11 protein-coding genes and 1 riboswitch are annotated in these 13612 nt (G+C 59.8%); of the genes, 4 read left to right on the forward strand and 7 right to left on the reverse strand.

Going from position 1 to position 13612, the window contains the following annotated elements:
• Positions 1-7 precede the first annotated feature (7 nt).
• The 4 genes from FW796_RS19775 to FW796_RS19790 are packed head-to-tail and all read right to left on the reverse strand — an operon-like array spanning position 8 to position 3459.
• Positions 8-730 (reverse strand): urea amidolyase associated protein UAAP1, encoded by a 723-nt coding sequence (locus FW796_RS19775; RefSeq protein ID WP_346633005.1) that lies wholly within the window; start codon positions 728-730, stop codon positions 8-10.
• 13 nt (positions 731-743) lie between these two features.
• The gene (locus FW796_RS19780) at positions 744-1532 is read right to left on the reverse strand and encodes an ABC transporter ATP-binding protein (protein ID WP_446439852.1); all 789 of its coding nucleotides are present in this window, start codon (positions 1530-1532) and stop codon (positions 744-746) included.
• Positions 1529-2344 carry an ABC transporter permease gene (locus tag FW796_RS19785; protein ID WP_346633003.1) on the reverse strand — a complete coding sequence of 272 codons (816 nt, stop codon included), beginning with the start codon at positions 2342-2344 and terminating at the stop codon, positions 1529-1531. Before FW796_RS19785 ends, FW796_RS19780 begins: the two co-directional genes overlap by 4 nt.
• Positions 2345-2376: 32 nt before the next feature.
• Positions 2377-3459 carry a putative urea ABC transporter substrate-binding protein gene (locus FW796_RS19790; protein WP_346633002.1) on the reverse strand — a complete coding sequence of 361 codons (1083 nt, stop codon included), beginning with the start codon at positions 3457-3459 and terminating at the stop codon, positions 2377-2379.
• A 62-nt stretch (positions 3460-3521) separates the two neighbouring features.
• Positions 3522-3622: riboswitch (guanidine-I (ykkC/yxkD leader) on the reverse strand.
• A gap of 293 nt (positions 3623-3915) precedes the next feature.
• On the opposite strand from FW796_RS19790, the gene FW796_RS19795 reads away from it, so the two are divergent.
• Positions 3916-4749 carry an enoyl-CoA hydratase/isomerase family protein gene (locus FW796_RS19795; RefSeq protein ID WP_446439853.1) on the forward strand — a complete coding sequence of 278 codons (834 nt, stop codon included), beginning with the start codon at positions 3916-3918 and terminating at the stop codon, positions 4747-4749.
• Positions 4750-4765: 16 nt separating this feature from the next.
• On the opposite strand, the gene FW796_RS19800 is transcribed toward FW796_RS19795, so the two are convergent.
• On the reverse strand, positions 4766-9097 hold the full coding sequence (locus FW796_RS19800) for a YCF48-related protein (RefSeq protein WP_446439854.1): 4332 nt from the start codon (positions 9095-9097) through the stop codon (positions 4766-4768).
• A gap of 332 nt (positions 9098-9429) precedes the next feature.
• Here FW796_RS19800 and FW796_RS19805 point away from each other — a divergent pair, with 332 nt between their 5' ends.
• From FW796_RS19805 to FW796_RS19815, 3 genes are all read left to right on the forward strand, one after another.
• On the forward strand, positions 9430-10053 hold the full coding sequence (locus FW796_RS19805) for a hypothetical protein (RefSeq protein ID WP_446439855.1): 624 nt from the start codon (positions 9430-9432) through the stop codon (positions 10051-10053).
• Positions 10050-10511, forward strand: a complete 462-nt coding sequence (locus tag FW796_RS19810) for a hypothetical protein (RefSeq protein WP_446439856.1) — start codon at positions 10050-10052, stop codon at positions 10509-10511. The genes FW796_RS19805 and FW796_RS19810 overlap by 4 nt, the downstream gene beginning before the upstream one ends.
• 462 nt (positions 10512-10973) lie before the next feature.
• Positions 10974-11378 carry a DUF2251 domain-containing protein gene (locus tag FW796_RS19815; RefSeq protein ID WP_123728170.1) on the forward strand — a complete coding sequence of 135 codons (405 nt, stop codon included), beginning with the start codon at positions 10974-10976 and terminating at the stop codon, positions 11376-11378.
• A gap of 448 nt (positions 11379-11826) precedes the next feature.
• On the opposite strand, the gene FW796_RS19820 is transcribed toward FW796_RS19815, so the two are convergent.
• Positions 11827-12339, reverse strand: a complete 513-nt coding sequence (locus FW796_RS19820) for an Imm15 family immunity protein (protein ID WP_346633000.1) — start codon at positions 12337-12339, stop codon at positions 11827-11829.
• A 118-nt stretch (positions 12340-12457) separates the two neighbouring features.
• Positions 12458-13603, reverse strand: a complete 1146-nt coding sequence (locus FW796_RS19825; RefSeq protein ID WP_446439857.1) for an AAA family ATPase — start codon at positions 13601-13603, stop codon at positions 12458-12460.
• Positions 13604-13612 lie beyond the last annotated feature (9 nt).

Here is a 13612-nt window from a genome sequence, read left to right on the forward strand (position 1 = left end):
GCAATCCTCAGGCGAACAGGCGGTCGGTATTGATGAAGCCGCGCTCGTTCTCCGGGCGCGAGGTGCGGCAGTGCTCGGCGACGTCGGCGCCGGCATGCATCCAGCTGAGTTTCAGCGGCTGGGGGGCGTACTGTGGGTTGGGGTCCATGGGGTGCTGCAGGGCGGTGAGTACCACCAGGGTGTCCATGGGGGCGTAGAGCTCGATGCAGTCGCCGGCCCGGGAGTTGCCGGGGACGAACTGCAAGCGGCCGGCGTCGTCGACCCGGACCCGGCTGAACAGGTTGAGGGTCATCGTCAGGTCCGACAGGCCCAGGCCCCATTTGCCCAGTTCCACCAGCAGGTTGTCGGTACCGTTGCGGTAGTAGCCGTTGCGCAGCTCCTGGTAGCGGCCCTGGCCGTATTTCTCGGCAACCTCCTCGGCACAGAGCACACCGCCCAGGCTGTCGCTCCAGCCGCAGGTGTCGCGGGTGATGGCGGCCAGTACCCGGCCCATGTCCGAGTACAGGCAATGCCCGGCGGTGAGCTTGGCGGTGTGCTGGCACTTGAGACTGTCCGGCAGGTTCAGGCGCTCGGTTTTCTCGTTGGCATTGAGCAGGGTCAGGCTGACATTGGCGCCACCGCGCAGGTCGGTCAGGCGCAGCAGTTGGCCGCGCTTGAGGATGAAGGAGCGGTGGCCGCCACCGGGCAGCAGTTCCTCGGCGAAGGGCAGCAATAGGCGGGTATCGAGCATGGGAAAGGTCCTTTCAGGTCCGGAGCAGGGAGGCCGCCAGCGCGGGCGGCAAGGTCGGCACGGCGGTGCGCAGGGCGCGGCGGTCGCTGTTCAACGGGATGTCGTAGGTGATGCGGGCGCCATAGGCACCGGGGGCATGGGGATCGACGCGCACCTTGTCGAACACCAGCAATCGGGTGCCGAGGCTGAAGCCTTCCGCCAGGTCATGGGTGACCATGAACACGGTCAGCGGAGTTTCTTGCCACAGCTCCAGCAGCAGGTGGTGCATGTCCTTGCGGATGCCCGGGTCGAGGGCCCCGAAGGGCTCGTCCAGCAGCAGCACACGGGGGCGCATGATCAGGGCCTGGGCGATGGCCAGGCGCTGCTGCATGCCACCGGAGAGTTGGGCCGGGTACTGGTCCAGGGCGTGACCCAGGCCTACTTTGTGCAACAGTGCCGCGGCCTGTTCCCGGGCCTGTTGCTTGGTACGGCCCAACAACCGGCCCAGCAGTGGTGAGCGTGGCAGTTCCAGGCCCAGGACCACGTTGTCCAGCGCCGACAGGTGGGGGAATACCGAATAACGCTGGAACACCACGCCACGGCTGGGGTCCGGCTCCCGCGCCAGGGGCTGGCCATCCAGCAGGATCTGCCCGCGGCTGGCCTGCTCCTGGCCCAGCAGCAGGCGCAGGAAGGTCGACTTGCCACAGCCCGAGGCACCCACCAGGGTGCAGAACTCGCCTTCTTCGACTTGCAGATTGAGACCTTCGAGCACCACCTGACCGGCGTACTGCTGCCACAAGTTGCTGACCTTGATAAAGCTCATGGGCGAGCCTCCCCATGCCAGGGAAAGGCCACCAGAGTCAGGCGCTTGAGGCCCCAGTCCATCAGCCAGGCCAGCAGGGTGATCCAGGCCACATAGGGCAGGATCACGTCCATGGCCAGGTAGCGACGGACCAGGAAGATGCGATAGCCCAGGCCGTCGGTGGCGGCGATGGCTTCGGCGGCAATCAGGAACAGCCAGGCCGAACCCAGCATCAGCCGCAGGGATATCAGCAGCCGCGGCAGCAACTGTGGCAGCACCACCCGCAGGATCAGGGTCCAGGTGGAGGCGCCCAGGGTCTGGGCCTTGATCAGCAGTTCCACGGGAATTTCCCGGGCCCGCTGTTCCAGATCCCGGGCCAGGCAGGGGGTGATGCCGATGACGATCAGCATCACCTTGGACAACTCGCCGAGGCCGAAGACGATGAACAGGATCGGCAGGATTGCCAGGGGCGGCACCATGGACAGCACCGTCAGCAAGGGCGACAGCGGCGCGCCCAGCAGCGGCAGGGTGCCGGCCGCGACCCCCAGGCACAGGCCGGCGAGGGCGCTGATGCCCAAGCCCATGGCCAACCGTCCGAGGCTGGCGGCGCTGTCCTGCCAGAGCAGGTAGTCGCCGGTGCGAGCATCGGCCTGCAATGCCATGCGTTGCAGCGCATCCATCATCTGCACGGCGCTGGGGAGCAACTTGTCATTTGGGTTGGCCGTCAGCCGTTCGGCCGAACCCAGGAAATAGGCCAGCAGCAACAGGGCGAAAGGCAGGATCACCAACAGCAGTCGGCCGGGACGATCCGGGTGACGATTGATCAGGCGCATGGCCAGTTCCTCTTGTCGAAACGCGGCCCGGGTCACAGCTTGCCGTCGGCGGCCATCTGCACGTAGCTGGGGTCGAAGCGCAGCTTCAGATTGTCCGCAGCACCGCTGATCACGGCATTGGCGAAGCTCATGCCGACGGCGCTGCTGTCCCTGGCGCCTTCCCCCAAGAGGCCGTGACGAAAGGAGAAATCGGCGACCCGGGCCATGGTGTTCGGCAGTTCGGGGCTGGTGGCGAAGGCCAAGGCTTCCCGGGCACTGGCGAACAGCCGAGTGGTGGCGAGCTGGGCCTGGAAACCGCCGAGATCGGTGCCCGAGGCCTGGGCCATGTGCTGCAGTGCGGCCTGGCTGTCGGCGTTGCCGGCATTCATCAGCGCCACCACTTCGAACCAGGCTCCGGTCAATGCCTTGCCCAGGGCCGGGTTGTCTCTGAGGGTGGCGCTGTTGACCACCATCATGTCCATGATTTCGCCGGGGATCTGACTGGAGTTGAAGACTTCGCTGACGCCGCTGGTGCGAGCGTTCGACTGGGCCTTGATCTCGGAAAGCATCGGATTCCAGGTGGTGACCGCCTGCACCTGATCGGTGTTGAAGGCGGCGACGATGTCAGCGTCGGAGGTGTTGACCACCCGCAGGTCCTGCTCTTTGAGGCCCACCGAGTCCAGGGCTCGGGCCAGCAGATAGTGGGAGACCGAAAGCTCCACCAGATTGACCGACAGGCCCTTGAGGTCGGCCAGTTGCCGGTCCTTGCCCTTGAGCAGCACCCCGTCATTGCCGTTGGAGAAGTCGCTGATGATCAGCGCCGTGCTGTCCACGCCACCGGCTGCGGGAATGGTCAGGGCGTCCATGTTGGTCATGGTGCAGCCGTCGAATTGGCCGGCGGTGTACTGATTGATGGATTCGACGTAGTCGTTGAGCTGCACCACATCGATGCTGATGCCGTACTTCTTCGCCCATTTGTCGACGATGCCCTGGCTGCCGGCGTATTCCCACGGCATCCAGCCGGCATAAATCGTCCAGCAGACACTGAAATGATCCTTGGTCGCAGCCGCAGACGAGAGGCTGACGAGGGCCGCAAAGGCGGCAACAAGCAGGGCGGGTAGACGCAGAGGGGGCATAGGGAGTTCTCCAGTTGATCAAGGGCGGACAGGAGGCAACGCGGCACCGCTAACGGTGTCTTGTCTCCCGGGCTTTTTTCCCGCCGTGTAACCTCAACTGGAGGTCGCCGACTCTCGGACCAGTCACTCGCAGTTGCGAGCCGGAACCCTAGTCAGCCATTGAAATTGTGGTGCCGCGAACCTGTAATGCTCCTGCACAATCCAGAGATAGCGAGATCCATGCCAGCTTTGCCTGGAGGGCACAAAGATCGCTGCATTAGCTGTTGCAGAGCGCTCGAAGCGTGGTTGGCAAAACCGGGCAAGGGGCCTGACTCAAGCGTTCTGCCGGCGCGAACTTGGTGCATGCGCACTCAATTCGGGCGTCAGGTCCGGTGAGCACCAAGAGAAAAGCCAGGGCTGCCTATACTGCAATCCGGATTTCGTTCAACCGTGCCACGACCTGCAACAGGAACTGCCATGAACTTCAAGGAAATCGCCTACGAGCAACATGGACCCGTAGTGGTCATCCGCTTCAATCGCCCCGAGCAGCGCAACTGCATCGGTCCTGTGACCCACCGTGAACTGATCGACGCCTGGACACGTTTTCGCGACGACGACACAGCCTTGGTGGCGGTCATTACCGGCACCGGCGATCGGGCCTTTTGTGCCGGCGGCGACCTCAAGGCTGCCGCGCAACTGGTGCCGTCGAGCGCCGAGGAAATCGCCGCCCATGATCGCGGTGAGCGTCCCGGAATCATCGGCCCCAGTCGCTGGGTCGATGTCTACAAACCGGTGATCGCCGCGGTCAATGGCGTGGCCTATGCCGGTGGCCTGGAGTGGGCCTGTTTTGCCGATATGCGCATCGCCGAAGAGCATGCCTCGTTCGGTGTCACCTGCCGCCGCTGGAACATCGGCCTGGCGGACGGCGGCACCCAGCGCTTGCCGCGGATTATCGGCATGGGGCGGGCCATGGAGCTGATTTTGACCGGCAAGGTGATCGATGCCCAAGAGGCGTACCGCATCGGCCTGGTCAACGAAATAGTGCCCAGCGGGCGCTCCCTGAAGCGCGCGCTGGAATTGGCCCAGGTGCTTGCCGGTCTGCCGCAACCGGCGATGCGCTCGGACAAGGAAGCGGCCATCCGCGGTTACGGATTGCCCTTGGCCGAAGGCTTGAAGATCGAGGCCCAGTGCTTCAATCGCTCGATCCACGCCCCTGAAACCCAGGAAGGATTGCGCCGCTTCATCGATCGCGATCACCCAGATCGCGGGGCTCGGCAAGCCCCCGGCACGCCGGGCATTGTCAGGGATTGAGGCCCGGCGCCGGGTTTCAGGCTTTCTGCGAGGCGCTGTTGTCCGCCGTGGTGTCGGCGCTGGAGAGTACGTCCACTTCTCCGGCGACCCGCACACCTTGCAGCGAACTTTCGAAGGCATCGAGCTCTGCATCCCCCGGAGGCCATTTTGATTGGGTGCGGCTCCTGTAGTCATCGATCACCAGCGAGATATCGCTGGGACAGGCCTTGACTGTCTCGCGCCAGGTTTCCCTGAAGAGCTCGTGCAACGCGCCCAACGCCACCAACCGATGCTCGCTCACTGCCCGGCCGCGTGACTTGTGAGCGCCGGGTTGGCGTTTGAGCAGTTCGTCGATGAAAGAGCGATCCAGTTTCTCTCCCTGTTGCAGCATGGCCAGGTAGCGAATGCGATTGATGAAGCGCTTGATCGCCCTGGGGGTGGTGTGGCGTCTGCGCACCACTGGCAGCCATACGCTCAGGGCCTCGTTGAACGCCCCCGAGTCGTGCACCTGGCGCATGCTCGTGCGCAATCGGTACAAGCCCAGACTGCAACTGAAGAGCACAAACAGCAGCAGCGCCGCAGCCAGGCTCCAGATAGCCAGTGGATGAGCGGCGCTCTCTTGGATCTGCAACTCACGCAGGGTGATGGGTGCGGCGCTGTCATCGGCCACGGAAGACGGACTGGAAAGCGCCGCGTCGGGGGCAGGGGAGGAGGGGGCCGTCAAGGTCGGGGCAGGGGGCTGCTGAAGGGGCGCCACCTTCGCAGGGGATGTTGGGGCAGGGGCTTGGGAGCTGGGCAGTTGCACGAATTTGCCAGCAGCAAAACCCAGTGGAATGACCAGGGCGAACAGATAAAAAGGCCAGAAATGCAGGCTTTTCTGGATAAAGCTCTTGGCCTGGGGGTTATCGCCCGGGGTCGAGTGCAGCAGAGGCGACAGGTCCTTATGCTGGGGCACCTGGATTTCCAGATTCACCAATTTTTCCAGGTAGTTGCCGGCATAGTTCCAGCGGCGTTCTGCCGCCGTGGGTTCGGGCTCGTCGGGACGGTCGCGCTTCTCACGCAGCGCCAGTTCATCGGCAAACTTCTCGAAGTGCAGCCCCAGGGCGGTGCGTATGTAGCAGGTGTCCATGCCAAAAATCACGAAACAGCTACCGGAGGTGACCAGGAAGTTCACCGCTTCCATGATGGTCAGGATGATTTCCGGGCGACACCGATCCAGGTCGTCGATAACGATCACGGTGCGATACGGCAGGGCCTGGGTCACTTCAGAGAACTGGTTGGCGAAGGTGGTGCGAAAGCTGGTCTGGTTTTGCGCGGTGCTGGTGCTAAAACGCGAGGCTGTACTGGACAGCAGCGTGGCCGGACTGACCCCGAAGGCGGTCATGGAGGCGAACAGTGACTTGAAGGTGACGACGCCGGTGGCCAGTTGCCCGAACAGCTTGCCGATATCGCCGCCGCTCAAGGGCTGAGCCTTGCCTTCATGGGCAATGAGGCTCTGGATCGACACCCACAGGTTTGTCCATTCATTAAGGGGGTGGGTCAGCAGGTAGCCGACCAGGCATGAGGCGGACGCGACCAGCACCAGGGCCAGCATCAGGTGCCGGCGTGACCTGATCCACAGCAGCCGCAAGCGAAACGCCCAACCGTCCAGGGACAACAGTGAAGGCAGGCCCTGTTTGCAGATGGCGTTGAACAGCGCTGCCAGCAGTTGCTCTTCGCTTTGGTGATGCCAGGCGTTGAACCAGACAGGTCGGTATTTGTAGCGCCGCAGGTCCTGGCAGATCAGGGCCATCAGGCTGCTTTTGCCTGAGCCCCAGCCACCGGATATGGCCAGGGTCAACGGGGGTTCGGTCCGTGTGTTACGCAGGAAACGGGAGATGCCTCGAGCCAGGGGCGACACCCCCAGGGAGTCCTTGTCACTGTCCTCGGTGGGCGCGTCGGTGGCGGCGATCGCGGCGGCACCGGTTTCGCTCTCAGGGGGGCCGGATTTGAACATCAGCCACACCAACAGGGCGCAAAGCGCTACCGCGAACCAGAACCAGGGTGCCGGGTATTGTCCATGACGCAGTGGCCAGCTCATGGCTTTCCAGGTGTGGCCGTTATCGGTGGTATGCAGCAAGGCTGGAGGGTAGCCGACCGCCCAACCGGTCTTGCCAGATTGATCCATGGCCAAGGCCAGGCGTGTCGAGCCGGCTGCGCTCTGCGCCGGGCTCCAGGTTTCCCCCCCATCCTCAGTCGCCAGGATCAATCCGCCATTGGCGCTGACCCAGCCCTGCCGACCGTCCTTGTGCATATGCAGATCGGTCAGGGAAATCCCCGCCAGTCGATGCTTGACTCGCCAAAGGCCTCCACCGTCGAGGGTCTTGGCAATCATGCCGTTGTCACCGGCGACCCAACCGGTACGGCCATCGGCCAGGAACTCGATGGCGGTCAGGTTCATGGCCAAGGCTTCAAGTCCTGCATCGGAAGACATCATCAAGGGCGATGGCAGCATGCTGATCACCCGCCAGGTTTCGCCGGCGTCTTCACTGCTGGCAATCAAGCCCTGGTCACCCACTGCCCAGGCCTTGGTTCCATTTGCATCCAGATGCACCGCCTTGAAGGCGCCGTCTTCAGGGATCGGGCTCTTGTCGTTTGCCTTCTGCAACGCGGCCTGGTGCCAGGTAGTGCCGCCGTCACGAGTAAAAAGCAGGCTGTGGTTGCGCCCGGCCGCGACCCCCACGGTACCGTTCTGCGCAAAAGCAATCTGCAGCAGATCGCTTTGGGTGGGGCTGGGCTGGACTCTCCAACTGGCCCCGGCGTCGTTGCTGGCCAGGATCTTGCCGTTGTCGCCCACAGCCCAGGCTCGGGTGCCGTCGTCCAGCAGGCTCAATCCATTCAGGCGGTTGTGGGCAATAGGCGTACTGCTGTCCCAACTGCTCCCGGCGTTGTTGGAGCTGAGGACGGCACCAGACTCGCCGACCGCTACAACGGTGTTGCCGTCGGCACTGACCTGGACACTGCGCAACAGCATATGCGCGGCACTGGTTACAGGCACCCAGGAGGACGAGCCGCTGCTGGCGCCGGTGATTATCGTGCCCGCGTCACCCACGGCGATGCCGGGGCCACTTCTGGTGGCTTGCGCCAGCAGGTTCCGATCCAGTTGCAGGTCCTTGGGCGCGGGTGCCATGGGCTCCGGTACCGGCGGCATGATGGATTCAGCGGAATCTGTGGGTGAGGGCGTGGGCACCGCAAAGGGGCTGTTGCCCGGCAGGTTGCGACCATCACACATCAGCCGATGACGCTTGGCCGCATGGGATGCCGGCAGGTACGCACTGGTACTGGAGTCCTGGCGCTGGGGGCCAAAGAACGACAGGCTTCGCAGATCTGCGTAGGTTCCGCTGTCGATCAAGCTCCAGGTAAAACCATCGGCGCTGAACAGCAGGGTGCCTTGGTCCCCGGCGGCCCATAGTCCTTCAGCGCTTCCAGTGATGGTGTTCAGAGTGGCCCGGGTTTGAGTGACATGGGGCGTCGACCAACTGCGACCGTAGTTTGAGGAACTGACAATGGTGCCGTTTTCGCCCACCGCCCAGCCGTACGGTCCGACGAACCACAGGGCCTTGAATTGGGGGGCAAGCCGGTCAGGTGTGGCGAGAGGCAGCTCCACGAAGGACTTATCCCATGACCGGCCCTGATTGAGGCTGAACAAGATGGAGCCTTTGGCTGTAATCCAGCCATAACGACCATCTGCGCTGAAATGTATCGAAGAAATCCCCGAACCTTTGACGCCTCTTCGCGTCCAGCTTGCTCCTTCACCGTCCGCTTCACGGGACAATAGAACGCCAGAGGCACTGACGGCCCAGACTTGACCATTGCGCGGGTTGACTTCGACGCTGACCAGATCGATCAATCCATCACGCTTGGGATTCAAGGACTGAACCTTCCAATCGGCTCCGGCATTGTCGGTGCTCAGAATGGTGCCGCCGTCACCGACTATCCAGCCCCGTTGCCCGTCGGACTGGAAGCTCACGCTGCGCAGATTGGCAGCTACAACAGGCTTATGAGGCTTCCAGGTCTTGCCGGCATCGGAAGTACTCATGATGCTGCCGCCCAGCCCCACAGCCCACGCTTTATCGGGGCCAACCACGCTGACCGAGGTCAAGGAGGAGGGCAGCGCAGGCAGGCGAAGGGGGGCATTTCGTTCAATGGGCGTGGTGAGCCACTCGAGGAAGGTTGCGTCATGCCGTACGGGATAAGCCGAAGGAGCCTGCCACCATGCCGTGACCGCGGTAACGCCCAGCAACAGCAACGCGAGAAAACCCAGAGAGGGGCGCATATTCAGCGGCGATCTTGCCCGTTGCCCAGCTGGCGTTTCCTTTCGAACGTCCATGTTTTCGCTCCCTGCATCAGTTGTCCTGAAACAACGAATCAGCCCGGTCAACTAGTAATAGTTGACTTTAGCGCAGATGCACCGAGCGCACTGGAAAGTCATGCGGCTATATAACTAAACTAAATGGTTGTTTGGGTGGATTATACGTAAAACCTATAAAGTGCAAAGCGAGAGGAAATGTAGAGAGTTTATTCAGTTGCCGAGTCATCGGGAGATTGACTCCCACTTCAACGTGAATTTGATAAAGGCCGGATCGACGCTATTCTCACCAAGGAAAGTAATCTTAATTATTTCCAAATACGTGTTAAATATCTGGGCAGGAGCCAAGAGACATGACAGGGGAAGAACTGATTAGCGCTATAGTAAGCAACCCAATACTCATGGGGTTGGAAGATTGTCCTGGTGTGCCAGCTCAGATGAGCTGCGCTGTTTACGGGAAGCTGCAAGATGACGATGGAAAAGATGTCATTACAGGTGTCATTGCAAATGATACGAGCATGAAGTACCAAATCGGCCAGGCAATTTTATTTAATGATGATCGCTCGAAGACAGCTGTCTGGCACTTTGCTATAGAATCACCGGTTCATCACTTTGTCGTTATCCCTTGGTATAACCCGTCAAGTGGAGCGATGTATACAAAAGTGTATACGGTGTTTATGGCCTATGAGCTTAAAAAAGAGACCGGTAAGAAAGGATACACGGTGCGTGAGTATGTCGAGAAAGCCCCTCCAGCCCCTAGCGGGACTAAAGGCTACAAGAAAAGTTGGACGGAAACAGAATTAAGCACCATGCTTTCTGACTTACTAACTAAGGAAAACGCTTGGGAAGACTATTTCGGCAAGGTTGGAAAAGCTCAGGCAAAAAAAATCCACTACTATAAATACAAAATAACAACACTAAACTCTGCAGTTTCCAACGTGAATCAATACCGAACGCTCTGTAAGAAGACTACTTGACCATCCTGGCGACCGCGTCACGCTTGGCCTGCGGTTACCCAAAGCCCACTTTCAATGCTGCGATATGCAGGTGGGCCTCGGCCAGCAATCTCGATCTTTATCCGGATGCTTTCTTGGCCAATGAGGATCACGCGTCCTACCTCTATGACATGAATCGCTACGGTGAGGGCGGGGACGAGGGCCGCTGCTGGGTCGAGACGCATATCACTTCGCCGACCCGGTTCCTTCAATTCGCACAAGGGCAGATCAACATCCGCACTTCGCACTGTGGCGGCAGCATTACCCGTGCCGACTATATTTCGCCTAGTGCGTTGGAGCAGATGCTGGGGCTGTCGCGCTGTGCGGAGTGGATGCTAAGGCTCGATTCAATCGAACTGAGCGAAGCAGAGTCCCGAACGTTGGCATTGGCCAAGGATGCCCAGGCTCGACATGCGCGAGGTGAGGCTACAAAGGATTAGATTGGTCAGTCCGAGCGTGCTTTGGTCAAGGCACTCGCCCAAGGGGTAGCGAAATTGGCGGGGCAGCCCATCGCGGGGCAAGCCCAGTATCACCGGTGTCTCCAGGACGGTGGGGGGAGCTGTAATTGCCCGATCATTGTTGCCGATCACCAGTCCATAGCGCTTCATTGCAGATATCCAAGTTCAAGATGGTGGAGTTTCTGCGAGCGCGGAGCCAGGGGCAAGTATGACGTGGACGCGCACCGAGAAAAAAAGGTCGACTCAGATAAGGGTTGGCAATGCCGCATATAACTAAACTAAATAGATGTTTAGTTTAGTTATAAGTAAGACCTATCAAAGGCAGAGTGAAAGGGGATGTATAGAGTTTATTCAGTTACCGGGTCAATCAGGAGATTGCCGTGCTGTTCGGCTGTTGTCATCATCCGCCCACTTCAATCATTGCCAGGACAAGGACCGCCACACATGCCCATTTATCTAGCCGCTGACAGTCAACTCAAGGTCGGGAGCGCTTTGGTGCTGGAAGCACCCGCAGAGTCAGGAACCTGCGTCGTGGTTTTTGAGGACGATGAACACACCGGCTATTTCTATGCCCTGGATACCGCCAGCGGCGACAACCCGATTCAGGACGCGCTGCATATCTACAACGTCACGGACGTTTCGGACCGTGAAAAGCCATCCGTTGTGAAAGTTGGCTGGTCCACCGATCACCGCAAGGCGGTGTTGCTAATCAATGATTATCCGCACGCGGTTTTTGATTTCGACGCTCAGCAGGGATATTGCCGATCCGGATTTCCACCCCAGATAGGCAAAGGTTGGTCCGAGGCCGGTCATCAGTGGGACGAGGCTGCATTGGAGCTGTTTGCCTGAAAGGCCTGGGTAGCCAGGCTGTTTTTCCTTATGAGCCAAGCCGGTGAAAATCTGCAGGCCGGAGCTTCAAATCTGGCCTGCACTGACCTTGATAGCGCATTACATAACTACACATATAGCGCATTACATAACTACACATAATGTATATTATGTTAAATTACGTATTATGCCGGCATTGATCTGCTGCTCGCTCACGCGGTTAAGCATCTGTCGCATTCAGGGCATTGATGCGCCAATCACGTTTTGAGTGGCCTGGTCATAAACCAGCTCTGACCAGCCCTCCCAGATCAACAAGCAAGAGGCTTGTGATAAACAATCGCCACATCTCTCAGCGCCAACAACTGGATGACTCCACTGCTCCATGTAACACCTACAGTGCTACGGACTGAACCTTACCCAGGCGCCAAAGAAATTTCTCATCTTCATCGAACAGACGAGTTCTTTGCACTCAACAAGTCCTGGGAACAGCAAAGACCCTTACAATTTCCTCAGCGCAAACGGCGTCATGAAATCTGCTTTCATAAAAATCAAAAGCAGTTTCTACCCCGCAGTTGGAAAAAAGCCTTTTTACTTCCTGCATCTCCCGTGACTCAAGACCTTCATCATTTCCTCGTACCTTTTCCAAAAAACCGACCGAGGCCGGCTTTGGATAAATAAATATATTAGGTATGAGGATGCCTTGTTCCTCCAAGCCCTCAAAGTCTGTAAAAGTCACGGCAAAAAACACACGTTCACTTCTTGATACTTCTAGAATTCTTAAAGTATTCAAAAGAAACACAGCAAGCCCTGTCAGAAAGCTAGAAGCCCCGCTGCCGCTCAGCTCATCCTTCAAAAGCTTTAAGCGGCTGTATCTTGATACAAGCGGAATTTCTTCAAAGCTCTCATAGTTCTCGAAGAACACATCCATGTCATTGTACGGTTCTTCGCTGATTATTTTACTGTAGATATCTGTAAGCTTCATTTTTAGGACGGGCTCCATCCGCACTTGTTAAGTCATTAATTTGATTTCTTTTGCTCTGCTATAAAACTTTAAAAACTGTTAATGAAGTGCGGCCTTATATCAGGAACGTAAGTACCGCTTACCCCGTCACCGCCTGATAAACAACCCGGTGCGCCTCGGTCGGCAGCGGCACTTCCCACTTGAACAGCATGCGGCGGATATCATCGTTGCGCAGCGAGGTGTCGCGCTTCTGGTTGCGCCGCATGATTTCGTCCTCGGGGCGCTCCAGGTAAAGAATCTCCACCTGCGCGCCGTAACCGTAGAGCAGGTCCAGAGTGCGGTTGCGCATCTGCGCCGACAGGTGCGTCGAGTTCCACACAAAGGGTTTGTGCTCGCGCAACAGGGCCTTGGCCCGGTCGATGGCGTAGTGCGCAGCGGCGCCCTCGTTCTGTCCATGGCGCAGGCCAAGGGCCTGGCGCGCGTCGTCGAATGACACCACCGGCAGATCCGGGTAGTGCTGTGCGGTCCAGGTGTCCTTGCCACTGGCCGGCAGGCCCGAGAGCATCACCACCGACGAACCCTGCGGCGCATGCAACGGGTAGTCGGGATGTACCCGGGCGCCACGCAGGTACTGGATACGTGTGTAGTCGTCGGCAAAGGCCCGCGGCCCGTGCAGGCAGCCCTCCTCCTCCGCCAGTTCGCGCCACAGTTCGATGGCACTCAGCACATCGGCCTTGCCGGCGTAATCGCGGCCCTGCATATCGGCCTCGGCCACGGCACAGAGCATCCACAACGGCAGTTCCCAGGACAGTTTGTGCAACAGGAACTCAGCGCTGCGGCCGCTGCGATCACCCTGCAGGGCGAAGAACGGCACCTGGTGCACGGCGATGATGCGGCAGATCTGCTCACGCAACTCGAACGGCACACCGGCGCGCCACAACAGCAGCCGCGCATCCACCGCGCCCCGGCGTGAATGACCGGGCTGGCCGATACGCCCGGTATCCGGGTCGATCACTGTGGTGTCAGGCTTGGCGATGTCGTGCAACAGGGCAGCGAAGAACAGCACAAAGCGCTGCTCGGCGCTGGCCTGCTGGTAGGCGGGTTGGGCCAGTAATGCTTCGACCACCAGGCAGGTATGAATCCATACATCGCCCTCGGCGTGGTAGATCGGGTCCTGCGGTGTGTCGGCCAGGCGCGCCAGGGCCGGAATGGCCGCCAGGCAGGCGGCGGTGTCCATATCGCGCCCCGGCTCGGGGACCAGTTGTTGCAGTTGTCGAATATCCATTTCGGATGC

It is taken from the genome of Pseudomonas sp. 910_21 (assembly GCF_052850735.1).